The organism is Streptomyces inhibens (assembly GCF_022221585.1).
In the GTDB taxonomy this organism is placed as follows: domain Bacteria; phylum Actinomycetota; class Actinomycetes; order Streptomycetales; family Streptomycetaceae; genus Streptomyces; species Streptomyces inhibens.
In genome coordinates, this window is the sequence record NZ_CP084681.1 from 4,785,174 (window position 1) to 4,809,368 (window position 24,195).

Below are 24,195 nucleotides of genomic sequence, written 5' to 3' on the forward strand. Positions count from 1 at the left end.
CCACGACCCTCGAGCCCCGCCTGCGGCCGGACTACTTACTTTCGCCCGCCCTCGTTAGACCGCCGCGACCGCCGCGCGTACGCCCACGCGGGTGCGGGTGGCCACCAAGCGGCCCTCCTGCGGATACGCGTGCCAGGTCCGCCAGCGCACCTGGCCCTGCTGGCGCTGCGCCAGCATCGCGGTGAAAGCGTGCGGCGAGCCGGGAAACGTTCCGGCGAGGCCGTGCGGATGCTCGGCGACCAGCGCGAGCAACTCCTGCGCGCGCCCCGCGAACGAGCCGCGCGAGAGGGTCTCCACATGCGCGGCGAATTCGTACTCCCAGTTGCCCAGCCGTTTCGCCACACCGAGCGGCAGCGGTGTGCTGCTGCCCGGCATACAGGCGACGGTCTCGGAACAGGTGCCGTGCTCCTCCTCGAGAAGCACCTGATGAGAGGCGCCCAACAGTCTCAACTGCACCTGGGCACCATGGAGTTGGAGGTCGAGTACGGCGAGGGCCGGCAGGGGTTCCCTGCCCAGCGCCCAGGCCAGGTCGGATGCACGGGTATCGGTGTACGCCGTCTTCAAAGTGGTGAGCATGGGTCGGCTCCGCAAGCACGCAGTGGAATGGTGGGCCGGCCCGCCCGTTGAAGGATCAGGGATATACGACTGCCTGCCGGCACGCGCCCACGTGGGATGGGAGAACGTGGGGGATTCTCTAGGGAGAGGGAATCATGAAAGCCCTGCCGCCCACAGCGTTTTTACCCATCTCCCCCGGGTTTCCATCCGCGAGAGGGCTCAGCAGCTCAGTTGTTCAACGACCAAGCGCCCGGCGGGTGTTGGCGCTTTCGCCGAGCCCACCGGGAGCATATGCGGAACGGCATGGGCCATCCGCATGTGTGTGGTTGTGATGGTCCGCCGGCCGGCTCGGCAACCCCCGCCGGACGCCGGTGCCACGGCCGGTTCAGGAACCCCCGCCGCAGCCACCGCCGCCGCCACCGCCGCCTCCGCCACCGCAGCCACCGCCGCCACAGGAGGAGCCCCCGCCGCACGAGTGCCCCCCGTGGTGCCCGCCGTGGTGGCCACCGCTCGAACCCGCGTCACCGCCACCGGCGGCCCACCAGCTGCCGCCGTTCGAACCGCCGGAACCGCCGTACCCACGTCCGCGCCCCTTGCCGGCGCCGCTCCGCGAGGCCAGGGCCACCAGGCCGATCACCACCGCGCAGATCACCAGGAAAACCATGATTCCCATCTGCCTCACACTCCTTCCGTTCCCCCGAAGCGTGGGGGCACCTCCCACGCCCTTCAGGCAGTGGGGGCGCATCCGCTCCGTCCGGCGCCCCGTGCGCCGCTCGCGGCGCCGTCCCGCGCCGCTGACCGTCTCCATCGACGGCCGTCACTATCTTTCGTGCGGGGCTGATGCCCGAGCCCGCGGAGTCTCAAAGCACAGTTGAGGAACTCCAGAGGTTCGGCGGAGGATGGCGCGCATGGACCGACCGCTGCTCAACCGCCGCCTCGCCGAATTCGGCACCACGATCTTCGCCGAGATGTCGGCTCTCGCCGTACGCACCGGCTCCATCAACCTCGGCCAGGGCTTCCCCGACGCCGACGGTCCGGAAGAGGTCAGAGAGGCAGCGGTGCGCGCCCTGCGCGACGGCCGCGGCAATCAGTACCCGCCCGGCCCCGGCATCCCCGAACTGCGCACCGCCGTCGCCGCCCACCAGGAGCGCTTCTACGGCCACCTCGGCCTGTCCTACGACCCCGACACCGAGGTCCTGGTCACCGCGGGTGCCACCGAAGCCATCGCGGCCTCGCTGCTCGCCCTGGTCGAGCCGGGCGACGAGGTCATCGCCCTGGAGCCGTACTACGACTCCTACGCCGCCTGTATCGCGATGGCGGGCGGCCAGCGCGTGCCGGTGACCCTGCGCGCACAGCCGGAATCCGGCTCGTACCGCCTCGACCTCGACGAACTGCGCGACGCCGTCACCGACGACACCCGCCTCATCCTCCTGAACACCCCGCACAACCCCACCGGCACGGTGCTCTCCCGCGAGGAACTCGCCGAGATCGCCCGACTGGCCTGCGAGCGCAATCTCCTGGTCATCACCGACGAGGTCTACGAGCACCTCGTGTTCGAGGGCGAGCACCTCCCCCTCGCGTCGTTCCCCGGCATGCGCGAACGCACCCTCACCATCAGCTCGGCCGGCAAGACCTTCTCCTTCACCGGCTGGAAGGTCGGCTGGGTCACCGCGCCACCGGAGCTGATCGGCGCGGTCCGCTCGGCCAAGCAGTTCCTCACCTACGTCTCCGCCGGGCCCTTCCAGTACGCCGTCGCCGAGGCGCTCGCCCTCCCCGACAGCTACTTCACCGGTCTGCGCGACGACCTGCGCGCCAAGCGCGACGTCCTGTCCGCCGGCCTCGCCGGCGCCGGCTTCCAGGTCTTCCGCCCCACCGGCACCTACTTCATCACCACCGACATCCGCCCCCTGGGCGCTGTGCTGTCCAAAGACGGCGACGGCTTCGCCTTCTGCCGCGCCCTCCCCGAACGCGCCGGCGTCGTCGCCATCCCCAACGCCGTCTTCTACGACCACAAGGACCAGGGCGCCCCCTTCGTCCGCTTCGCGTTCTGCAAGAGCGTCGACGTACTGGAGGAGGCGGCCGGACGACTGAAGGCACTGGCGGGCACGCCCTGAGGCCACCCGAAGCCCCTGGTCAGACGGACGCGGGCCCCCGGAGCCGATCGCTCCGAGGGCCCGCGCAGCCGGGTGGGGGGTGTACGGGGCTCAGGCCTCGTCGTCACCCGGCTTCTCGTCGGAGTCGCCTTCGATCTCGGCTTCCAGGCCGAGCTGTTCGACGATCCACTTGTCGAATTCGATCGAGGCGCGGACCCAGCTGACCGTGCTCGACACAAAGTGTTCGAGCGAGACGCCGGTGCCGATCAGCATCGATGCCTCACCGATCAGACGGACCGTGCCGTCGTCATGGGTATGGGTGTAGGCCTTGGGCCACAGCGTCCGGCGGTTCCAGTCGTCGATCGCCTCCAGCAGCTTCGACTTTTCGTCGATGCCATGGGGGCGGTCATAGAACGTACGGACGGAGAAGATCTGCTGCTCCTCCTCGCCCCGGAACATGAAGTACGTGCGGAACTGCTCCCACGGGGCGGCGAGGTCACCCTCCTCGTCGACGACGTACTTCAGCTCCATCTGGTCGAGGAGCTGCTTGACCAGGTCCTGGTCGGGCACGACGGGACCATCAGGCCCCGACGGCTGCGGTTCGGGCTGGCCCCCGAAATTCGGAATCGAGGACGGGTCGATGCTCACCGTGGAATTCCCTTCGTATGGTCCCTGCCATCCTCCCCCACATCCGCCCCTTCCTGGCAAGCCCGGACGGGCCGGGCGGGCCAGGAGGGTGCGGAGGGGCAGGTCAGGAAGGTGCCAGCATGTCAGCCCGCGACCCGTCCGGCCGACTCCACCGACAGCTGGTCGCCGTCCACGTCCACCCGAACGGTGTCACCGTCCACCACCTCGCCCGCCAGGATGGCGCGGGCCAGCTGGTCGCCGATGGCCGTCTGGACCAGGCGGCGCAGCGGCCGGGCGCCGTAGGACATGTCCGGCGCGGGGGCGTCGATCACCGGCTCCTGGCCGAGCCAGGCGAGCCAGTTCAGGGCGCGGTCGGTGACGTCCAGCGTCAGCCGGCGGTCGGCGAGACGGCGCTGCAGTTGGTCGAGCTGGATCCGGGCGATCCGCTGCAGCTGGTCGGTGCCGAGCGGGTGGAAGACCACCACGTCGTCGAGCCGGTTGAGGAACTCGGGACGGAAGGACGCGCGGACCGTCTCCAGCACCTTCTCCGTCTTCTGGTCCTCCTTGAGCAGCGGGTCCATCAGGAAGTTGGAGCCGAGGTTGGAGGTCAGGATGAGGATGGTGTTGCGGAAATCGACCGTACGGCCCTGGCCGTCCGTGAGGCGCCCGTCGTCCAGGACCTGGAGCAGGATGTCAAAGACCTCGGTGTGCGCCTTCTCCACCTCGTCGAGAAGGATCACGCTGTACGGACGGCGGCGGACCGCCTCGGTCAGCTGGCCGCCCTCCTCGTAGCCGACATAGCCGGGCGGCGCGCCGACCAGCCGGGCGACGCTGTGCTTCTCGCCGTACTCCGACATGTCGATACGGACCATCGCCCGCTCGTCGTCGAAGAGGAAGTCCGCGAGCGCCTTGGCCAGCTCGGTCTTGCCGACACCGGTCGGGCCGAGGAAGAGGAACGATCCGGTGGGGCGGTCCGGGTCGGCGATACCGGCCCGGGTACGGCGCACCGCATCGGACACCGCACGGACGGCCTCGGCCTGGCCGATCAGCCGCTTGCCGATCTCCTCCTCCATCCGCAGCAGCTTCTGGGTCTCGCCCTCCAGCAGCCGCCCGGCCGGGATGCCGGTCCAGGAGCCGACCACATCCGCGATGTCGTCCGGGCCGACCTCCTCCTTGACCATGGACTCCTTGGACGCCTCCTGCTCGGCCTCGGCGGCGGCCGCCTCCTCCAGCTCGTGCTCCACGCCCGGGATCTCGCCGTAGAGCAGCTTGGAGGCGGTGTCGAAGTCGCCGTCGCGCTGGGCGCGCTCGGCCTGGCCGCGCAGCTCGTCGAGCTTCTCCTTGAGCGCACCGACGCGGTTGAGGCTCTGCTTCTCCTTCTCCCAGCGGGCGGTCAGACCGCGCAGCTCCTCCTCCTTGTCGGCGAGGTCCTTGCGCAGCCGCTCCAGCCGCTGGACGGAGCCGGCGTCGGTCTCGTTCTTGAGCGCCAGCTCCTCCATCTTGAGCCGGTCGACGGCGCGCTGGAGCTCGTCGATCTCGACCGGGGAGGAGTCGATCTCCATCCGCAGCCGGGACGCGGCCTCGTCGACGAGGTCGATGGCCTTGTCGGGCAGGAAGCGGGAGGTGATGTAGCGGTCGGAGAGGGTTGCCGCGGCCACCAGCGCGGAGTCCGCGATCTGCACCTTGTGGTGCGCCTCGTAGCGGCCCTTGAGTCCGCGCAGGATGGCCACCGTGTCCTCGACGGTCGGCTCGGCGACCAGCACCTGCTGGAAGCGCCGCTCCAGCGCCGGGTCCTTCTCGATCCGCTCGCGGTACTCGTCGAGCGTCGTCGCGCCGACCATCCGCAGCTCACCGCGGGCCAGCATCGGCTTGAGCATGTTGCCCGCGTCCATGGACGAGTCGCCGCCGGCGCCCGCGCCCACGACGGTGTGCAGCTCGTCGATGAAGGTGATGATCTGGCCCTCGCTGGACTTGATCTCCGCGAGGACGGTCTTCAGCCGCTCCTCGAACTCGCCGCGGTACTTCGCGCCCGCGACCATCGCACCCAGGTCGAGCGCGACCAGCCGCTTGTTGCGCAGCGACTCGGGCACATCGCCCTTGACGATCCGCTGTGCCAGCCCCTCGACGACGGCGGTCTTGCCGACGCCGGGCTCACCGATCAGCACCGGGTTGTTCTTCGTACGGCGGGAGAGCACCTGCACCACCCGCCGGATCTCGTGGTCCCGGCCGATGACCGGGTCGAGCTTGCCCTCCCGGGCGGCCGCCGTGAAGTCCGTACCGAACTTCTCCAGCGCCTTGTACGTGCCCTCCGGGTCGGCGTTGGTCACCCGCTGCCCGCCGCGGCTCGCCTCGAACGCGGCCAGCAGCTTCTTGGCGGAGGCGCCCTGCTGCTCCAGCAGCTCGCCGGTGCGCCCGCCCTTGGCGGCGATGCCGATGAGCAGGTGTTCGGTGGAGACGTATGCGTCGCCGAGCTCCTTGGCGCGCTGGGTGGCGTCCGCGATGGCGGAGAGCAGATCGCGGTCGGGCTGCGGCGGCGCGACGGTCGAGCCCTGCACGCTGGGCAGCGACGCGAGCTGGCGCTCGGCCCCGTTGCGCAGCACGGCGGCGTCCGCCTCGACGGCGGCCAGCAGGTCCATGATGTTCTCGTTGTCCTGCCCGGCCAGCAGGGCGAGCAGAAGGTGCGCGGACGTCATGTCCGCATGCCCGGCGGTGACCGCCCGCTCATTGGCGGCGCTCAGCGCCTCGCGGCTCTTGTTGGTCAGCTCGGCGTCCACGGCCTCGTGATCCTCCTTGTGCTCGTCATCGGCGATCTTGCGCCCCGTCTGGCAAATCCTGCTCATGCCAACGTGCGATAAGTTGAGTCTATTCCACTCAAGGACGCACTTACGGGTGAACGCTGCCGAACGCGCCTTCGCCGTCGGCGTCACCCGGTAACACTGGCCTCCGACCACAAGGAGGTGCAGCATGACGGCTATGGCACACGAGCCCATGCCCACGCAGGAAGACATCCTCCTGGAAGGCTTTCTGGCCCTGGAGACGCCGACAGGCTTCCGGGCCGAGCTCATCGAGGGGGAGATTGTTGTGACACCGCCGACGGACGGTGACCACGAGGACTACCTGGACATCATGAACGAGCAGGTGAGGGCACAATCGGCAACTCGAATGCAGATCGCCAGCGGCAAGGGGCTCAAGCTTCCCGGCCTGGAATCTCAGCCCGAGGACCACGTCATCCCGGATGCCACGCTCGCGCCGCGCGCACTGCGGATCTTCCGGGGCGCCGGCCCCTGGATGCCCAGCGATGGCGTCACCATGGTCGTCGAGGTCACGTCGACCAGGCCCCGTAACGACCGCGAGGGCAAGCGGCGCGCCTACGCCCGTGCCGCCATTCCGCTCTACCTGCTCGTCGACCGCGACAAGTCCACGGTGACGCTGTTCAGCGACCCGAAGGACGGGGACTACCGCGAGGCCCACTGCTTGCCCTTCGGCAAACCCCTCCCCCTCCCCGCCCCCTTCTCCTTCGACCTCGACACCACCGACTTCCTCTGACCGCGACACCACCGACTCCCTCCGACCGCCGGGCCGGGCCGCTGAAGCCCCAACTACCCTTGCCCCATGGCCCACGACCTCAGCGCCCTCAGCCCGGAGTACCTCGCCTTCTGGGGCGAGTATCTGATGCCGACGCTCACCACGCTGCGTACGGACGGGACGCCACATGTCGTTCCCGTAGGCGTCACCTACGACGCCGGGCAGCGGATCGCGCGGATCATCACCCGCAAGGACAGCACCAAGGTCAAGAACATCCTCGCCGCCGGGGCGGACGGTGCCACCGTCGCCGTGTGCCAGGTCGACAAGGGGCGCTGGGCGACGCTGGAGGGCATCGCGCGGGTGCGTACGGACGCGGAGTCGGTGGCCGATGCGGTCGGCCGGTACGCCGAGCGGTACGGCCGCACGCCGGCGCCCAACCCTGATCGGGTCATGATCGAGATCTCCGTGACCAAGGCGATGGGGCGGGCCTGAGAGCCCGCTCCCGCACCCCTCGCACATCCCGATCCGCACCTGGCTGAAAACGGACGCCCCGCATTCGAGATACACCCTCCAACTGGTACTCAGGTACGACGGGAACCGAACAGCTCCGCGCATCGACGAGCGGCTTCGACCCCCTCCCGTGCAAAAGACGGCAGCTGGAGGCCGCATGGCGTCGGCAGTACGCATCGTGACGACCGTTCCGCGCCGTCCACCCCCCACCCGGCCACGCCCGCACGCCGAGCTCTGCCCGCGCTGCGGCGGCCAACTCGCCGTCAACCAGGACGGCTGGAAGATCTGCCACGCCTGCGGTTACGCCTCGCCGCCCGGCACCGCCCCTCCACCGCGGGCCTCGCTCGGGGGTATCGTCGCCCCCACAGTCGCCACGCCCCGGAGGGCACGATGAACTCGGTCCGAGTTACGGCGATCGCCTGCCTGATGCCGCTGTCCGAGCTGGACGAGGATCCGTTCCTGGTCGATGACCGCAGCCAGCACGACATGTGCAAACAGTGGGCGGCAGCCCGTGACTACCACCTGACCTGCCAGCTCAGCCTGCACCAGCTGCGCGCCGACCACAGCGCGCTGTGGAGTGATGTGGAAGAGGGCCTGGTCGATGTGTTCGTGACGCCCAACCGCCGGGCGCTGGAGAACGCCATCGACGGAGCGGATGAATTCACCGCCCGGTGCGCGGCCGCCGGCATCCGGCTGGAGACCGCCGACCTCGACGAGCCGGTCTACACGCTGGCGATGAAGTCGCATGTGCACCGGCGGCTCTCGATGCCCACGGCCGGCTACAACGGCTGCTGAGCGGCCCGCGACACCCACCGGCGGCCGCAGGGCCGGACATGCGAAAGGGCCGGGCTTCCCCGGCCCTTCGCCACATCACGCGCCAGGCGCGCCCGCACCGGCCACTACTCGGGCCGCTTGGGCCGCCACACCACCAGCGCGCTGGTCTGCTGCACATCCTGATACGGCACCAGATCGCGCCGATAAGAGGCGTGCACCGCCGCCTCCCGCTGCTGCATCGCGCTGGCCGCGCCCTCCAGGGCGCCCTGGAGCTCGGCGACCCGCTGCTGCAGGGCCGCGACCTGGTTCTCCAGCTCGATGATGCGCTTGATGCCGGCAAGGTTGATGCCCTCGTCCTGGGACAACTGCTGCACCGTACGCAGGAGTTCGATGTCCCGGGTCGAATAGCGGCGGCCCCGCCCGGCCGTACGGTCGGGCGAGACCAGCCCCAGCCGGTCGTACTGCCGAAGGGTCTGCGGATGCAGGCCGGAGAGCTGGGCCGCGACGGAGATGACGTACACCGGCGACTCATCGGTCAGTTCATACGGGTTACGACGCTGCCCGCCCCGGCTGTCCATCTCAAGCTCCCTTCGCGGCCTGGAACAGCTCCGCCCGCGGGTCCTGACCCGCGGTCGCCTCGCGATAGGACTCCAGCGCTTCCTTCGCCTTGTCGCTGAGGTCCTTGGGAACAGCCACCTCTATGGTGACCAGCAGATCACCCCGGGTGCCGTCCTTACGGGCCGCGCCCTTGCCCCGGGCCCGCATCGTGCGTCCGTTGGGGGTACCGGCCGGCAACTTCAGCGTCACCGGCGGGCCGCCCAGCGTCGGCACCTTGATCTCACCGCCGAGCGCGGCCTCCGAGAAGGTGACCGGCACCGTGACGGTGAGGTTGTCGCCCTTGCGGCCGAAGACCGGGTGGGCATCGACATGCACCACGACATACAGATCGCCGGCCGGACCGCCCTGCTCGCCCGGAGCGCCCTTGCCGCGCAGCCGGATGCGCTGCCCGTCGGAGACGCCCGCGGGGATACGGACCTGCATCGTGCGGGCGCTCGTCGCGCGCCCGCTGCCCTTGCAGACCTCACAGGGGTCCTGGGCGATCAGGCCCCGGCCCTTGCAGTCGGCGCACGGGTCGGTGAGCGAGAAGCCGCCGCCCGCGCCCCGGCTGACCTGGCCGGTGCCGACACACGTCGGGCAGACCCGAGGCGTACCGTTTTTGTCACCGGTGCCCGAACACGCTTTGCACGGCGCCTGACTGGACATCCGCAACGGGACCGTGGCCCCGTCCACCGCCTCGGTGAAGCTGAGCGTCACCTCGGACTCGATGTCCTGGCCGCGGCGCGGATGGGTACGGGTACCGGTACCGCCGCGGTTGAACAGGCCGCCGAAGACATCCCCGAGCCCGCCGCCGAAGCCTCCGCCACCCTGACCCTGCGAGCCCCCGAAGAGGTCGCCCAGGTCGAAGTTGAAGGAGCCGCCGGCCCCGCCCGGCCCCGGCCGGTAGCCGCCGTTGCCGAACAGCGCCCGCGCCTCGTCGTACTCCTTGCGGCGCTTGCTGTCGCCCAGGACGTCATTCGCCTCGGAGATCTCCTTGAAGCGCTCCTCGGCCTTGGCGTCGCCCTTGTTGGCGTCCGGGTGGAACTCGCGGGCGAGCTTGCGGTACGCCTTCTTGATCTCCGCCTCGGTGGCGTCCTTCGGGACGCCGAGGACCTTGTAGTAGTCCTTCTCCACGAAGTCCTTGGTGCTCATCCCCGACGTCCCTCCTTCCGCGCGGTTTTCGTATCCGCCCTCACGTCAGCCCTCGTCCGGGCCACCGCTCTCCTCGTCCGAAGCCTTGGTGTCCTCGTCGGAGGCTGACTTGGCGCTCTGCGCGCCCGGCTGTGGCTCGGCGACGGCGACCCGCGCGGGGCGGATCGTGCGCTCACCGATGCGATACCCGGGCTGCAGGATCGCCACGCACGTCGTCTCGGTGACGTCCGGTGCGTACGAGTGCATCAGCGCCTCGTGGATCGTCGGGTCGAAGGGCTCGCCCTCCTTGCCGAACTGCTGCAGACCCAGCTTGGCGACCACGGTTTCCAGCGATTCAGCCACCGACTTGAAGCCGCCGACCAGTTCGCCGTGCTCGCGGGCGCGGCCGATGTCGTCGAGGGTGGGAAGGAGCTCGGACAGGAGGTTCGCCGCGGCGATCTCCTTGACCGTGACCCGGTCCCGCTCCACCCGACGGCGGTAGTTCTGGTACTCCGCCTGGAGCCGCTGAAGGTCCGCGGTGCGCTCGTTGAGCGCGGTACGCACCTGGTCCAGCTGAGCCTGGAGCGCTACGTCCTTTACGTCCCCGGCCGGGGCCGAGCCCGCCTTGTCGGCGGACTCGGCCTCCTGCGCCGCGTCTTCGGAAGCGGCGTCAGAGGGGACGTCAGGCTTCTCGTCGAAGCCCGGGGTCTCCTCCGTCACGCGGCACCATCCTTCTTCGGCTTCTCGTCGTCGACGATCTCGGCGTCCACGACATCGTCGGCGGCGTCGGCCTTAGCCTGCTCACCGGCACCGGCAGCGCCCTCGGCGCCGCCCGCGGCCTGGGCGTCGGCGTACATGGCCTGGCCCAGCTTCTGGGAGACGGCCGCGACCTTCTCGGTGGCGGTGCGGATCTCGGCCGTGTCCTCGCCCTTGAGCTTCTCCTTCAGCTCAGTGACGGCTTCCTCGACCTCGGTCTTGACCTCACCGGGGACCTTGTCCTCGTTGTCCTTGAGGAACTTCTCGGTCTGGTAGACGAGCTGCTCGCCCTGGTTGCGGGCCTCGGCGGCCTCGCGGCGCTTGGTGTCCTCGTCCGCGTACTGCTCGGCCTCCTGGCGCATCCGGTCGACCTCGTCCTTCGGCAGCGAGGAGCCACCGGTGACGGTCATCTTCTGCTCCTTGCCCGTGCCCAGGTCCTTCGCGGTCACGTGCATGATGCCGTTGGCGTCGATGTCGAAGGAGACCTCGATCTGCGGGACGCCACGCGGGGCCGGCGGCAGACCGGTCAGCTCGAACATCCCGAGCTTCTTGTTGTACGCCGCGATCTCGCGCTCGCCCTGGTAGACCTGGATCTGCACGGACGGCTGGTTGTCCTCGGCCGTCGTGAAGATCTCGGAGCGCTTGGTCGGGATCGTGGTGTTGCGCTCGATCAGCTTGGTCATGATGCCGCCCTTGGTCTCGATACCGAGGGACAGCGGGGTGACGTCCAGCAGGAGGACGTCCTTGACCTCACCCTTGAGCACACCGGCCTGCAGGGTGGCGCCGATGGCGACGACCTCGTCCGGGTTGACGCCCTTGTTGGCGTCCTTGCCGCCGGTCAGCTCCTTGACGAGCTCGGCGACGGCCGGCATACGGGTCGAGCCACCGACCAGGACCACGTGGTCGATCTCGGACAGCGCGATGCCGGCGTCCTTGATGACGTTGTGGAACGGGGTCTTGCAGCGGTCGAGAAGGTCCGCGGTCAGCTGCTGGAACTGCGAGCGGGTGAGCTTCTCGTCCAGGTGCAGCGGGCCCTCGGCCGAGGCGGTGATGTAGGGAAGGTTGATCGACGTCTCCGTGGAGGACGACAGCTCGATCTTCGCCTTCTCAGCGGCCTCGCGCAGACGCTGGAGCGCCATCTTGTCCTTGGACAGGTCGACGCCGTGGCCGTTCTGGAACTGCTTGACCAGGTAGTCGACGACGCGCTGGTCCCAGTCGTCACCACCGAGGTGGTTGTCACCGTTGGTGGCCTTCACCTCGACGACGCCGTCGCCGATCTCCAGCAGCGAGACGTCGAAGGTGCCGCCACCGAGGTCGAAGACCAGAATGGTCTGGTCATCCTTCTCCAGGCCGTAGGCCAGGGCGGCCGCGGTGGGCTCGTTGACGATGCGCAGGACGTTGAGGCCCGCGATCTCACCGGCCTCCTTGGTGGCCTGGCGCTCGGAGTCGTTGAAGTAGGCCGGAACGGTGATGACCGCGTCGACAACCTTCTCACCCAGATACGCCTCGGCATCCCGCTTGAGCTTCTGCAGGATGAAGGCGCTCATCTGCTGCGGGTTGAAGTCCTTGCCGTCGATGTTGATCTTCCAGTCGGTGCCCATGTGGCGCTTGACCGACCGGATGGTCCTGTCGACGTTGGTGACCGCCTGGCGCTTCGCGACCTCGCCGACCAACACCTCGCCGTTCTTGGCGAAGGCGACAACGGACGGCGTGGTCCTGGCGCCCTCGGCGTTGGTGATGACGGTGGGCTCACCGCCTTCGAGAACACTGACGACGGAGTTCGTCGTGCCCAGGTCGATGCCGACCGCACGTGCCATTTCAATTCCTCCAGCTGACTTGAGTGGAACAGGCTCAAGAGTGCAGCACCGAGGAAAACCTGTCAACAGAGCTGAGTCGGAGCCACTCAACTTTTATGTCGCTCTTACCGTCACCCGGCCGCCACCGAAGACGTCAGGGGTGTGCACAGGGTTGCCTTCGCGACGCAGATCACCGGCCGCGCGGCTTCATGGCACCGAGGAGAATGGGTAACCTCAGCCGCAGACCAAAAAAGTTACCGCTTAGTAGTTCCCCACCGTTTCCGCTCTCGCAGGTACGAGGAGCCTCCCATGCAACTCGCCGCGATCATCGTGTCGCTGGTGCTCATCGCGGTCGCCGTGGCGCTGTTCGGCCGCGCCCTCCTGCAGATCTACCGCCACATGCGACTGGGCCAGCCGGTGCCCGCAGGCACCCGGACCGACGCTCCCGCCCAGCGGACCGTCACGGTGGCCAAGGAGTTCCTCGGCCACACCCGGATGAACCGCTGGGGCGTCGTCGGCGTGGCGCACTGGTTCGTGGCGGTGGGCTTCTTCTCGCTGCTGCTGACGATCGTCAACGCCATCGGCCAGCTCTTCCAGGCCGACTGGCTGATCCCGGTCATCGGCGACTGGCTGCCGTGGGAGATGTTCGTCGAGGCGATGGGCACGATGACGACCGTGGGCATCATCGCCCTGATCGTCATCCGACAGCTGAGCCGCCCCGGCGGCGCGGGCCGCAAGTCCCGCTTCGCGGGCTCCAACACCGGCCAGGCGTACTTCGTCGAGACCGTCATCCTCATCGTCGGCATCTGCATCGTCACGCTGCACGCCCTGGAGGGCGCCCAGCACGGCGTCGACCACTACGAGCCCGCGTACTTCGTCTCGTACCCCCTGGTCGCGGCCTTCAAGGGCATGAGCCTCGGCACCCTGCAGAACCTGACCTACTTCTTCGCGGGCCTCAAGATCGCGACGTCCTTCATCTGGATGATCACGGTCTCGCTCAAGACCGACATGGGTGTGGCCTGGCACCGGTTCCTCGCCTTCCCCAACATCTGGTTCAAGCGCGAGGCGGACGGCGGTGTGGCGCTCGGCGCACTCCAGCCGATGACCAGCCAGGGCAAGCCGATCGACTTCGAGGACCCGGGCGAGGACGACCAGTTCGGTGTCTCCCAGGTCGAGCACTTCTCCTGGAAGGGCCTGCTCGACTTCTCCACCTGCACCGAGTGCGGCCGCTGCCAGTCGCAGTGCCCCGCCTGGAACACCGGCAAGCCGCTGTCGCCCAAGCTGCTGATCATGGCGCTGCGCGACCACTCGCACGCCAAGGCGCCGTACCTGCTCGCGGGTGGCGGCAAGGACGCCGAGGGCGAGGAGAAGGCGACCGCCGAGCAGCTCGCCGATGTCCCGGCGTCCGCGCTGGCCGAGGCCGAGCGCCCGCTGATCGGCACCCTCGAAGAGAACGGCGTCATCGACCCCGACGTCCTGTGGTCCTGCACCACCTGCGGCGCCTGTGTCGAGCAGTGCCCGGTCGACATCGAGCACGTCGACCACATCGTCGACATGCGCCGCTACCAGGTCATGATCGAGTCCTCGTTCCCGTCCGAGGCGGGCACGATGCTCAAGAACCTGGAGAAGAAGGGCAACCCCTGGGGCCTCGCCAAGAAGCAGCGCCTGGCGTGGACCAAGGAGGTCGACTTCGAGATCCCGGTCGTCGGCAAGGACATCGAGGACCTCACCGAGGTCGACTACCTCTACTGGGTCGGCTGCGCCGGCGCCCTGGAGGACCGCGCCAAGAAGACCACCAAGGCCTTCGCGGAGCTGCTGCACATCGCCGGCGTCAAGTTCGCGATCATGGGCGGCGACGAGGCGTGCACCGGTGACTCGGCCCGCCGTCTGGGCAACGAGTTCCTCTTCCAGCAGCTCGGCCAGCAGAACGTCGAGATGCTGAACATGGCCTTCGGCGAGGACAGCGAGGACGAGTCCACCAAGAAGCCGAAGTCCAAGAAGAAGATCGTCGCCACCTGCCCGCACTGCTTCAACACGATCGCGAACGAGTACCCCCAGCTGGGCGGCGAGTTCGAGGTCATCCACCACACGCAGCTGCTGCAGCACCTCATCGACGAGGGCAAGCTCATCCCCGTCACCCCGGTCGAGGGTCTGATCACCTACCACGACCCCTGCTACCTGGGCCGCCACAACAAGGTCTACACACCGCCGCGCGAGATCATCGCCAAGGTGCCGGGCCTGCGGAACGAGGAGATGCACCGCCACAAGGAGCGCGGCTTCTGCTGTGGCGCCGGCGGTGCCCGTATGTGGATGGAAGAGCGCATCGGCAAGCGCATCAACAACGAGCGTGTCGACGAGGCCCTGTCGCTCAACCCGGACATCGTCTCGACCGCCTGCCCGTTCTGCCTCGTCATGCTGACGGACTCCGTCAACGGCAAGAAGAACGACGGCAAGGCCAAGGAGTCCATCCAGGTCGTCGACGTGGCCCAGCTGCTGCTGGACTCCGTCAGGTCCCCCGTCGACCCGGCGGGCGACGAGGAGCCGGAGGACGCCCCGGAGCCCGAACCGGTGAAGTAGCGGCGCCCGCAGGTGCGTTGGAGACGGCCGGTCCCCTTGTTGTACGGGGGCCGGCCGTCGGCTTATGTGGAGGCATGCGAAGAAGGATCGTCACGGCGGCAGGGCTCGGGCTCGCCCTCCTCCTCACCTCCTGCGGCCTGCTCTCCCCCTCCGACGAGGCCGTCCCCGACCCCCGCCACGGCCGCGCCTCCTCGCTCCCCTCCGCGCGCCCCGTCCCCGTCGGCCAAGGCAGCAGGGCCGCCGGCGACTTCAACGGCGACGGCCACCCCGATCTCGTTCTGGACAGCCTGCTCGCCCCCGCCGGCGGCCATGACGACGACCCGGGCATCGGCATCGTCTACGGCTCCGCGCACGGACTCGACCCGGCCACCCGGGAGTTGCTCACCCCGGCCCGTAACGCCGCCCCCACCGGCGAGACCGTCCCCGCGGCCTTCGACGCCGAGACCAGCTGCGATCTCGACCGGGACGGCTTCACCGACCTCGTGGTCACCACCGACCCGCCGTACGACGGCGTCGGCCGCCCGCCCGTCCCCGTACAGCTCCTCTTCGGCTCACCGAAGGGCCTCGGTCCCGCCCGCGCCGTCAGGCTCCGGATCCCCGACCGGGCCAGAATCGGCAACGAGTGGCCCGACCAGCCGGTCTGCGGCGACTTCGACGGCGACGGCGCGGCCGACCTGGCCGTCACCACCTCCGGCCCGCGGATCAGCTATCTGCGCGGCCCGTTCACCCGCGGCGGCGCGCCAAAGGCGGCCGGCGCCCCGGTCGCCGTCCCCGGCACCGCCCTGGCCACCACCACGCCCCTCTCCCCACCGCTCGACATCGACCACGACGGCGCCGACGACCTCCTCGTACGCTCCGCCGACCCCGGCCGCCGTGCCCGCGGCCGCCTCGCCCTCGGCGGCCCCCAGGGCCCGACCCGGGCGGGCGCCGCCGCCTACCCGCCCGGCTACGCCGTAGCCTTCGGCCGCTTCGCCACCGCCGGCCGCGGCCCCGCCCCGCTCACCGCCGTCACCGCCGACACCGACGGCCTGCTGTCCGTCGCCGGCCGCCCCGGCACGATCCGTACGGGCACGGGCGGCGCCCCCACCCTCGCCGCCGCCGATGTGACCGCCGACAGCCGCACCGACCTCGCCCTCGGCGGCACCCGCCCCGCCCTCCTCCTCGGCAGCCCCGACGGGCTGTCCCCCACCCCCCACCGCCTCGCCCTCCCCCGCCTCCCCGGCACCGGCCGCCCGCTCGCCACGGTCATCGCCCTGACCGACTTCGACGGCGACCACCACGCCGACCTCGTCCTCCTCACCCGCCGCGGCCCCACCCACGACCGGGTGACGGTGTACCCCGGCGGCCCGTCGGGCCTCGCCGCGCGGCCCACGCTCTCCTTCACGACGGCGGACTTCGCGGCGGCGGGGCTCCCGGCGTCCTGACGGGCACCGGGTCCGGCGCGGCACCTCCCGGCGGGCCCGGCGCACCGGCAAATACGTTTGCCCGGCGCCGGGACGCCCCCGACCATGACGGCATGGACATGGCCGACCAGACCGGCGGGACCACCCCGGCCGACGCTGCGCGGACCCCGGCGGGCTACGCCCCCTCCCACACACCGGCCGACCCCCCGCCCCCGCCCGTCGGGATCCGGCCCGCCGAGCCCGCGGACGCCCCCGTGATCGCCGCCATCCACCAGGCATCGCGGCGGGCCACCATGCCGTATCTGCCGCCCCAGCGCCGTACCCACGACGAGGTCACGTACTGGATCCGCGAGATCGTGCTGCCGCAGTCACACACCGTTGTCGCGGCCCGCGGCCCGGAGCTCCTCGGCTACGCGGCCGTACAGGGCGATCTGCTCGACCAGCTCTACCTCCGCCCGGACGTCCGGCGCACCGGCATCGGCACCCTCCTGCTCGCCGAGGCGCGGCGGCAGAGCCCCGAGGGCCTGTCGCTGCATGTCTTTCAACTCAACGCCGACGCCCGGGCGTTCTACGCGCACCACGGTTTCCGGGTCGTGGCCACGGACGACGGCAGCGGCAACATGGAGAACCTTCCGCAGCTCACCCTGCGCTGGACGCCGGACCGCGGCCCCCTCTTCCCTCCGGGATCCCCCTAGGGGATGTCACAGGTCAGCAGCAAACCCCGCCCCGGTACCCCTGCTCCGCCACCCGATCCGCGCAGACCAGGTACTTTCGATGACGTGGCTGGATTCAGGATGGGTCGCGGACGGGATGCCCGCCCCGCGCAGAACGCACAGCAGGGGCATCAGGGGCAGCAGGCTCCGTACGGACAGCAAGGACCGTACGGGCAACAGCCCCCGCCCCCGCACGGGCAGTGGCAGCAGGCACCGCAGCGCTACGGCGGCGGGCCGCAGGGGCAGCAACAGCCGCAGGGGCAGCACGGCGAGCCCGAGTACTTCGGCGACGGCGGCTATCAGCCCCAGCAGCAGTCCTACGCGCCGTACTCCAACGACAACAACCCTGGCCACACGCAGCAGTTCAGCGTGGGTGAGGCGGACTCCTACGGTTCGTACCCCGACCAGCACGACAACGGCCCCGGCCCCGACGGCGCATACGCGGACGGCGGCACCTACCGCGCCGGCCAGACCACCGCGCCGCCGGCCGGCCCCCGACTGCAGTGGAAGCAGCTGCTGTCCGGCATCGTGCTGCGCCCCGACGCCACGTTCTGGCAGATGCGGGACCACCAGGTCTGGGCGCCGGCGCTGATCGTCACCTTCATCTACGGCCTGCTCGCGGTCTTCGGCTTCGACAAGGCCCGCGAGGATGTGCTGAACGCCACCCTCTCCAACAGCATCCCGTGGGTGCTGATCACCGCCGTGATGTTCATCATCGGCAGCCTGATCCTGGGCACGGTCACCCACACCATGGCCCGTCAGCTCGGCGGCGACGGCGCCTGGCAGCCGACCATCGGCCTGTCCATGCTGATCATGACGATCTCGGACGCGCCCCGGCTGCTGTTCGCGATGTTCCTCGGCGGCGACAGCACCCTGGTCCAGATCCTCGGCTGGCTGACCTGGCTCGCGGCCGGCTATCTGCTGACCTCCATGGTCAGCAAGTCGCACGACCTGCCGTGGCCCAAGGCGCTCGGCGCCTCCGCGATCCAGCTGGTCGCGCTGATCGCCCTGGTCAAGCTCGGCACCCTGTAGGCCGGTTCACACTCCGGCCCGCGGCAATCTGCCACGGCAAGGGGCCCGCCCCGGAGCACTCGACTCCGGAGCGGGCCCCTTCGCCGTGCGGCCGCGCGCCCGTTCCTCGTACGGCGGGCTCGCCCGTCCGCGTACGGCTAGGCGAACCGCTGGCCCGCCGAACCGTCGCAGCTCTGCAACCGCACCGGCTCCTTCGCCCCGCCCAGCGTCAGGCACAGCGACTGCGCACCGGCCGGCCGGACCGTCCCGCCGTCCGCCCGTACGAACTGCTGGTTGGCCGTGCCCGAGCAGTTCCACAGGATCAGCCCGGCGCCCGGCTCGTAGCGCGCTCCCGGCACATCCAGGCAGCGGTCCTGGGTCAGCTCCACATGCACCGACCTGCGCGCCGTGTCGTACCACCAGCCCTGGTTGCGCTGCCCGTTGCAGTCCCAGCCGCCGACCGCCGTCCCGTTACGACTCGCACCGCCGGTCGCATCCATACAACTCCCCGTGCCGGCATTCCTCAGCGGCCGGTACGCGTCGTCCCAGGCCTCCGCGTAGAGCTTCGGCTGCCCGGTGCTCGCCGGATCGGCACAGGACGCCTCGCGCAGCCCCGACACGTACAGCTGGGTCAGACACGAGGCGAACGCGGCATGTCCGCGCGCGTTCGGATGGAACGACTGCCGCACCGAATTCGCGTCCGGCGGGAAGGGGTTGGACACATTCACATACAGCCCGCGGGCCCAGGTGTCCTCCATGCACACCTCATGACCGTGGAACAGCCGCGAGGCGTCGAGATAGCCGGCCCCCGAGTCCCGCGCGGCCTTCCGCACACCCTTCTCGAAGGCCGGCACGGCGGCATTGCGCCCCCAGCCCGCGTCGGAGGTGTAGCCGGTGCAGCCGCCCGGCAGCTTCCCCGGGTAGTTCGGGTTGTCCTCCACATCCGGCCCGATCGGGCTCGGATACGACATCACCACGAGCCGGTAGTCGCCGTCCGCGTACCCCGCGTCCCGCATCACGGTCCGCAGATCGCCGACCGTCCGCCCGACCTTCGGCACCAGCCCGTCGACCCGCGCCTGCCAGCCCGGCTGATACTTCGGCTCACAGGTGCCCTGCAGCAGGAACCAGCGCTGCACGCAGTCCGTCATCACCGGCCCGAACTGCAGATCGTCATTGGCGCCCACGACCAGCAGCACCATCTTCAGCCGGGTATTGCGGGCCTTGATCGCCAGACTGTCGCTCTGCACCAGCTCATCGGCGTACTGCTTGCTGCCGCCGATCACGATATTGCCGCTGTACGCGCCCGAACACGCGACGTTGTACGTCACATCCGCCGCGATCCCGGTCCGGTGGATCGCCGAGTCCGGCGACCGGTGACACCAGTTGCTGGGCCCGTCGGTCCCCGGCTCATACGTCCCGACGCCCTCCCCCGAGATCTCGCTGTCGCCCAGCGAGATCAACGAGGTCTTCCGCTCCCCGACCGGCCGCTGGGCGGGGTCGCCGTAGAGCTTGACCGCCTCCTGCGCCCGGATCTTCTCCAGCTCGGGCGGCAGCGGTGTGGCCGCGCCGGCCGCCGTGGCGCCGGTGGCCCCGGCCCGCACCGTGGCACCGGTGGCCGCACTCGCCCCGCCCACGGCCACGGTGAAGGCCATGGTCAGCGCCGCCGTCGACGTCGCGACCACGGCTCGTAACCGCCGCCCTCGCCCCGCCCGCCACCCGTGTAACGCCCGTCGCCGCCCACGTCTCACACGCACCATGGGGTCTCCCCTCCGGTCTGCTGTTACCGCGGGTTTTACTCGTAAGTAAGAACCGGCGGAACACCCGGAACGGGATTGGCCGAAACCAGCACACCAGAAGCCAAGGCAAGCCGGACCACGGCAGCCCCGCAGACGCCAACTCCCTTACACGGGAAGGCGGTCAGCACAGCGCAACGACTGCCGCGCCGGCCCCTCGGCACCCTCAGCCCTCTCAGGCGTCGAGGATCTGCCCCTCGCGCCGCACCACCGGCGGCTCCACGCTCCACGGGAAGTTGATCCAGTCGTCCGTGCGCTTCCACACGTACTCGCACTTCACCAGCGAGTGCGACTTCTCATAGATCACCGCGCTGCGGACCTCCGCCACCGTCCCCTGGCAGAAGTCGTGCACCAGCTTCAGCGTCTTGCCGGTGTCCGCGACATCGTCCGCGATCAGCACCTTCTTCTCCGAGAAGTCGATCGCGTTCGGCACCGGCGCGAGCATGACCGGCATCTCCAGGGTGGTCCCCACCCCGGTATAGAACTCCACATTCACCAGGTGGATGTTCTTGCAGTCCAGCGCGTACGCCAGGCCCCCCGCGACGAAGACGCCGCCCCGCGCGATCGACAGCACGACATCGGGCTCGTACCCGTCGTCGGCGACCATCTGCGCCAGCTCACGAATCGCGCCGCCGAAGCGCTCGTACGTCAGGTTCTCCCGCACGTCACTCACGTATCTCTCTCAGACCTTCTCTGCCCACCAGCTCTGCCACGCGCCCGCCCTGTCGGGCGCGCCCCCCACACCGACGCGGCTGTGTCATACCTGCGTACGGTGAAAGTTCATGAACGAACGGGACGGCGTCGGACCGCGCTGCCCCTGGTAGCGGGAGCCGTACCGATCACTGCCGTACGGGTGCTCGGTCGGCGAGGTCAGCCGGAACATGCACAGCTGCCCGATCTTCATGCCCGGCCACAGCTTGATCGGCAGCGTGGCGACATTGCTCAGCTCCAGCGTCACATGCCCGCTGAACCCCGGGTCGATGAATCCGGCGGTGGAGTGCGTCAGCAGCCCCAGCCGTCCCAGCGAGCTCTTGCCTTCGAGCCGGGAGGCGAGGTCGTGCGGCAGCGTGATGACCTCGTACGTCGAGGCGAGAACGAACTCACCGGGGTGCAGGATGAACGCCTCATCGCCCTCCGGCACGACCTCACGCGTCAGATCCGCCTGCTCGACGGCGGGGTCGATGTGCGGGTAGCGGTGGTTCTCGAACACCCGGAAGTAGCGATCGAGCCGCACATCGATGCTGGACGGCTGCACCATCGACTCTTCGTAGGGGTCGATGCGCACCCGACCTGCATCGATCTCGGCCCGGATGTCCTTGTCTGAGAGAAGCACGCAGACGAGGATACGCGCCCGCACCACCCCCACCGCACGACGAGGGCCCGGCCCCCACCTGGGGGAGCCGGGCCCGCTACTCCTCGTTCCTGCTACTCCTCTTGATCGCGACCACTCCGTGACCGCTCCGCCACTACTTCGCTACCGCTCCACTACCGCTCCACTACCGCTTCGCGTGCTCGACGGGCACCGAATGCCGCAGTCGAGCACAGCGCGGGCAGCGCAGAAGCCGTCCGGGACCGAGCCGGTCGGTGGTCTGCATCGGGAACGAAGCGGTGCTGAACACGTGGCCCTCGGCACAACGTACGACGGTGCGCTCCATCAAGTCCCTCTCCCAACTGCGTGGACAACAAAAGCCACATTAGGGGATGAACTGGGCGCCACTGCACGCGGCACTCCGACGCCCAACCGTACGCCTCAACTCCCGCGCCCCGCACCCGCATCCCACCCCACGAGCCGCCGGCAACCCCACCCTCAACACCCCGCCCCACAGCCCCACCGACCGCCCCCACACACCCCGTCCGGGCATGCCAAATGCACCACGACGAGGCGATGGGGTAGAGTGTGCGACGATGTTCCGCTCTCGATCCGAGGCGGGATTACGCGGGTGTAGTTTAATGGTAGAACATGAGCTTCCCAAGCTCAGAGCGCGGGTTCGATTCCCGTCACCCGCTCCAAGCGTGAGCCCCAGGTCAGTGGCCTGGGGCTCGTTCGTTATCCAGACCTTTCATGGGGCGGCGCGCCCTCCGCGTGCCGCATCCCGCCAAAGTGCCCTGGCCTGAAGGGTCATGACGGTCCGGCGTGGTCGACCGGGCTCGGCCCGGTCGGGGCCGCTCCGACCTGCACCGGCAACAACGGCTCAACTCGCGCCCACAGCTCGTCCGTCACCGGCTACCGCGGGCTCCTGGCTCGACCCCACCGCCTGCCCAACCAGCCGAGCAGGAACGGGATATGTGGCTCCACACACCCTTTCTGCCGGCTTCACTCAACCGCATGCGGACTGAACGCGCCGTGCTAGGGTCCGAGCCGACTTCTCACCGTTGGGCTTTCCGCCTCGCCAACCAGCTTCGCCCAGGTCCCGATGACGTGGGGAAGGTGGAAGTCACTCATCACATCCTGGAAAAGGATGTTCTGTGATGGTGGCGAAGCGTGTGGAACCCTCCGGGCCTTTCCCAGCCCTCAGGGATCTGCCGGGGACCGTGTCCCGGCGTCAGCGCTGTTCTGGCATCAGCGGCCCGGTCCGCGTCATCACCAGCAGAGCCGGTTCCCTCAGGGAGGTCTCCGGAGTGCCGGAAGTCAAATCCGCCGAACAACCCGCCACACAGCGTCCGTGGCTGGCTCTCGCGATCATGTGCATCGGCTTCTTCATGTCGTTACTCGACGGATCCATCGTCAACGTCGCCATCCCCACGCTGATCCATGGCATCGACGCTTCCTACGACCAGGTGCTGTGGGTCATCGACGGCTACCTGCTCGTCTTCTCGGTGCTGCTGATCAGCACCGGGCGGCTGGGGGACATCTTCGGATACCGCCGGCTGTACGTGATCGGCATCATCACCTTCACCCTCGCCTCGGCACTGTGCGGGCTAGCCGACTCACCGCCCCAGTTGCTGACCGCCCGGCTGCTACAGGGACTGGGCGGAGCCCTGCTGTTCCCGCAGGTCATCTCGTCGATCCTGACAATCTTCCCGCCACAGCTGCGCGGCCGCGCGTTCGGCCTGTTCGGCGCGATCGTCGGCTTCGCCCCGATCGTCGGCCCGGTCGTCGGCGGTTTCCTGCTCGCCCACCTCAGCTGGCGCTGGATCTTCTTCATCAACGTCCCGATCGGGATCATCACAACCGTGCTGGCGCTGGCCTTCGCTCCGCCCATGCGCTCGGGCCGCCAACACCGGCTCGACCTGGTCGGCGTCGCGCTGGCCACCGCCGGGCTGAGTGGCGTCGTGTTCGGCCTGATCGAGGGAGAACGCTACGACTGGGGCACCATCACCGGGCCGATCAGCATCCCCTTGGTCATCATCGTGGGCGTCGCGCTGCTGGCGGTGTTCGTCGTCTGGCAGCACCGGCAGCAGGATGAGCCCCTGATGCCGCTGGCTCTGTTCAGCGCGCGCAACTTCACGGTCGGAAACTGGGTCGGGTTCGTCTTCCAGCTCGGCATGATCGGCATCATGTTCGTGCTGGTGCTGTACCTACAGATGGCGCGCGGGTATTCGGCACTGGAGACCGGCCTGGTGGTGCTGCCGAATGCCGTACTCACCGCGGTCGGCTCGGCCTACGCCGGGCGACTGTCGGACAAGTTCGGCGGCAAGTACATCCTGATGAGTGGGATGACGCTGCTGGCCGTCGGCCTGTTGGTGCTGGTCGCCATGGCCGGCCCCGCCAGCAGCGCATGGAGCCTGCTGCCGGGTTTGGCCATCATCGGGGTCGCCAGCGGCGCCACGTTCGCACCGCTGCAGCAGGCCACCATGGACGGCATCGATCCGCGACTGGCCGGGGCGGCCTCCGGCGTCTCCAGCACCACCCGGCAGATCGGCGGCGTACTCGGCACCGCCGTGCTGGGCGCCCTGCTGTCAGCCCGCCTCGCCTCCACCATGCGCAACGAGGCCGAGAAACGCGCCGGTCAGCTACCGGAGAATCTGCGTGCCCAGTTCGTCGGTGACAGCACGACCGCCGCGCAACACTACAGTCCGCCCAGGCCGCCCGGCGGCCTGACCCCGGCCACGACCAGCCTGTACGAACGCGTCACCGCCGACATGTTCGCCACCGGCTTCGTCGACGCGATGCAGACCACCCTCGTGGCGTGCGCCACGGTCCTGGTGGCCGCCGCATTGTTCTGTTTCCGTTTCAGGCCGCACAAGAACCCGACGACCGAGCCAGCTCAGAAGAGGCAATCCGAAACCGCACCGCAGGACTGACCCCGCCATGACGGTGGTCGCGGCCTGGTGGCCGCGACCACCATCGGGCTGCTGCAGCAATCACGTGTGATCCGACATGTAAAGCCGTG

Annotated in this window: 21 protein-coding genes and 1 tRNA gene; 11 read left to right on the forward strand and 11 right to left on the reverse strand. The window is 69.3% G+C overall.

Annotation, left to right across the window (positions count from 1 at the left end; all coding sequences use genetic code 11):
- Window positions 1-54 precede the first annotated feature (54 nt).
- Both KI385_RS21855 and KI385_RS21860 read right to left on the reverse strand, forming a co-directional pair.
- The gene (locus KI385_RS21855; protein WP_238573865.1) at window positions 55-576 is read right to left on the reverse strand and encodes a DUF2617 family protein; all 522 of its coding nucleotides are present in this window, start codon (window positions 574-576) and stop codon (window positions 55-57) included.
- Between the two features lie 364 nt (window positions 577-940).
- The gene (locus KI385_RS21860; RefSeq protein ID WP_238578102.1) at window positions 941-1,228 is read right to left on the reverse strand and encodes a hypothetical protein; all 288 of its coding nucleotides are present in this window, start codon (window positions 1,226-1,228) and stop codon (window positions 941-943) included.
- A gap of 235 nt (window positions 1,229-1,463) precedes the next feature.
- Here KI385_RS21860 and KI385_RS21865 point away from each other — a divergent pair, with 235 nt between their 5' ends.
- On the forward strand, window positions 1,464-2,669 hold the full coding sequence (locus KI385_RS21865) for a pyridoxal phosphate-dependent aminotransferase (protein WP_238573866.1): 1,206 nt from the start codon (window positions 1,464-1,466) through the stop codon (window positions 2,667-2,669).
- A gap of 90 nt (window positions 2,670-2,759) precedes the next feature.
- On the opposite strand, the gene KI385_RS21870 is transcribed toward KI385_RS21865, so the two are convergent.
- Together KI385_RS21870 and clpB are read right to left on the reverse strand one after the other, a co-directional pair.
- On the reverse strand, window positions 2,760-3,296 hold the full coding sequence (locus KI385_RS21870; protein WP_128509240.1) for a YbjN domain-containing protein: 537 nt from the start codon (window positions 3,294-3,296) through the stop codon (window positions 2,760-2,762).
- A 122-nt stretch (window positions 3,297-3,418) separates the two neighbouring features.
- On the reverse strand, window positions 3,419-6,049 hold the full coding sequence (gene clpB, locus KI385_RS21875) for an ATP-dependent chaperone ClpB (protein WP_238577788.1): 2,631 nt from the start codon (window positions 6,047-6,049) through the stop codon (window positions 3,419-3,421).
- A 190-nt stretch (window positions 6,050-6,239) separates the two neighbouring features.
- Here clpB and KI385_RS21880 point away from each other — a divergent pair, with 190 nt between their 5' ends.
- From KI385_RS21880 to KI385_RS21895, 4 genes are all read left to right on the forward strand, one after another.
- The gene (locus KI385_RS21880; RefSeq protein WP_238573867.1) at window positions 6,240-6,821 is read left to right on the forward strand and encodes a Uma2 family endonuclease; all 582 of its coding nucleotides are present in this window, start codon (window positions 6,240-6,242) and stop codon (window positions 6,819-6,821) included.
- A gap of 66 nt (window positions 6,822-6,887) precedes the next feature.
- Window positions 6,888-7,292, forward strand: coding sequence for a pyridoxamine 5'-phosphate oxidase family protein (locus KI385_RS21885; protein ID WP_238573868.1), 405 nt, complete (start codon window positions 6,888-6,890; stop codon window positions 7,290-7,292).
- Between the two features lie 175 nt (window positions 7,293-7,467).
- Entirely contained in the window at window positions 7,468-7,704 is a 237-nt protein-coding gene (locus KI385_RS21890; protein WP_238573869.1) for a hypothetical protein, read from the forward strand.
- On the forward strand, window positions 7,701-8,105 hold the full coding sequence (locus KI385_RS21895) for a hypothetical protein (RefSeq protein ID WP_128509238.1): 405 nt from the start codon (window positions 7,701-7,703) through the stop codon (window positions 8,103-8,105). Before KI385_RS21890 ends, KI385_RS21895 begins: the two co-directional genes overlap by 4 nt.
- 104 nt (window positions 8,106-8,209) lie before the next feature.
- On the opposite strand, the gene KI385_RS21900 is transcribed toward KI385_RS21895, so the two are convergent.
- The 4 genes from KI385_RS21900 to dnaK are packed head-to-tail and all read right to left on the reverse strand — an operon-like array spanning window position 8,210 to window position 12,385.
- Complete coding sequence (locus KI385_RS21900; protein ID WP_238573870.1) at window positions 8,210-8,662, reverse strand: heat shock protein transcriptional repressor HspR; 453 nt, start codon at window positions 8,660-8,662, stop codon at window positions 8,210-8,212.
- 1 nt (window position 8,663) lies between these two features.
- On the reverse strand, window positions 8,664-9,833 hold the full coding sequence (gene dnaJ / locus KI385_RS21905; RefSeq protein ID WP_238573871.1) for a molecular chaperone DnaJ: 1,170 nt from the start codon (window positions 9,831-9,833) through the stop codon (window positions 8,664-8,666).
- A 45-nt stretch (window positions 9,834-9,878) separates the two neighbouring features.
- Window positions 9,879-10,532: a nucleotide exchange factor GrpE gene (grpE, locus tag KI385_RS21910; RefSeq protein ID WP_238573872.1), complete on the reverse strand. Its 654-nt coding sequence runs from the start codon at window positions 10,530-10,532 to the stop codon at window positions 9,879-9,881.
- Window positions 10,529-12,385 carry a molecular chaperone DnaK gene (dnaK, locus tag KI385_RS21915; protein WP_238573873.1) on the reverse strand — a complete coding sequence of 619 codons (1,857 nt, stop codon included), beginning with the start codon at window positions 12,383-12,385 and terminating at the stop codon, window positions 10,529-10,531. Before dnaK ends, grpE begins: the two co-directional genes overlap by 4 nt.
- A gap of 288 nt (window positions 12,386-12,673) precedes the next feature.
- On the opposite strand from dnaK, the gene KI385_RS21920 reads away from it, so the two are divergent.
- The 4 genes from KI385_RS21920 to KI385_RS21935 all read left to right on the forward strand — a co-directional run bounded on the left by KI385_RS21920 (window position 12,674) and on the right by KI385_RS21935 (window position 18,089).
- Window positions 12,674-14,941 (forward strand): (Fe-S)-binding protein, encoded by a 2,268-nt coding sequence (locus KI385_RS21920; RefSeq protein ID WP_238573874.1) that lies wholly within the window; start codon window positions 12,674-12,676, stop codon window positions 14,939-14,941.
- Window positions 14,942-15,015: 74 nt separating this feature from the next.
- Window positions 15,016-16,365 carry an FG-GAP repeat domain-containing protein gene (locus KI385_RS21925; RefSeq protein ID WP_238573875.1) on the forward strand — a complete coding sequence of 450 codons (1,350 nt, stop codon included), beginning with the start codon at window positions 15,016-15,018 and terminating at the stop codon, window positions 16,363-16,365.
- A 92-nt stretch (window positions 16,366-16,457) separates the two neighbouring features.
- A complete protein-coding gene (locus KI385_RS21930; RefSeq protein WP_238573876.1) occupies window positions 16,458-17,039 on the forward strand; it encodes a GNAT family N-acetyltransferase in 582 nt (193 codons plus the stop codon).
- 99 nt (window positions 17,040-17,138) lie between these two features.
- The gene (locus KI385_RS21935) at window positions 17,139-18,089 is read left to right on the forward strand and encodes a Yip1 family protein (RefSeq protein WP_238577789.1); all 951 of its coding nucleotides are present in this window, start codon (window positions 17,139-17,141) and stop codon (window positions 18,087-18,089) included.
- Window positions 18,090-18,226: 137 nt separating this feature from the next.
- Here the strand turns inward: KI385_RS21935 and KI385_RS21940 are convergent, their stop codons facing one another.
- The 3 genes from KI385_RS21940 to dcd form a co-directional block, all read right to left on the reverse strand.
- A complete protein-coding gene (locus KI385_RS21940; RefSeq protein WP_238577790.1) occupies window positions 18,227-19,720 on the reverse strand; it encodes a ricin-type beta-trefoil lectin domain protein in 1,494 nt (497 codons plus the stop codon).
- Window positions 19,721-20,036: 316 nt separating this feature from the next.
- Window positions 20,037-20,534, reverse strand: a complete 498-nt coding sequence (locus KI385_RS21945) for a phosphoribosyltransferase (protein WP_128510745.1) — start codon at window positions 20,532-20,534, stop codon at window positions 20,037-20,039.
- 84 nt (window positions 20,535-20,618) lie between these two features.
- The gene (gene dcd / locus KI385_RS21950) at window positions 20,619-21,194 is read right to left on the reverse strand and encodes a dCTP deaminase (RefSeq protein ID WP_128510744.1); all 576 of its coding nucleotides are present in this window, start codon (window positions 21,192-21,194) and stop codon (window positions 20,619-20,621) included.
- A 603-nt stretch (window positions 21,195-21,797) separates the two neighbouring features.
- Between dcd and KI385_RS21955 the strand changes: the two genes are divergently transcribed.
- Together KI385_RS21955 and KI385_RS21960 are read left to right on the forward strand one after the other, a co-directional pair.
- A tRNA-Gly gene (locus tag KI385_RS21955) sits at window positions 21,798-21,871 on the forward strand.
- 609 nt (window positions 21,872-22,480) lie between these two features.
- Entirely contained in the window at window positions 22,481-24,106 is a 1,626-nt protein-coding gene (locus KI385_RS21960; protein WP_238573877.1) for a DHA2 family efflux MFS transporter permease subunit, read from the forward strand.
- Window positions 24,107-24,195: the final 89 nt, after the last annotated feature.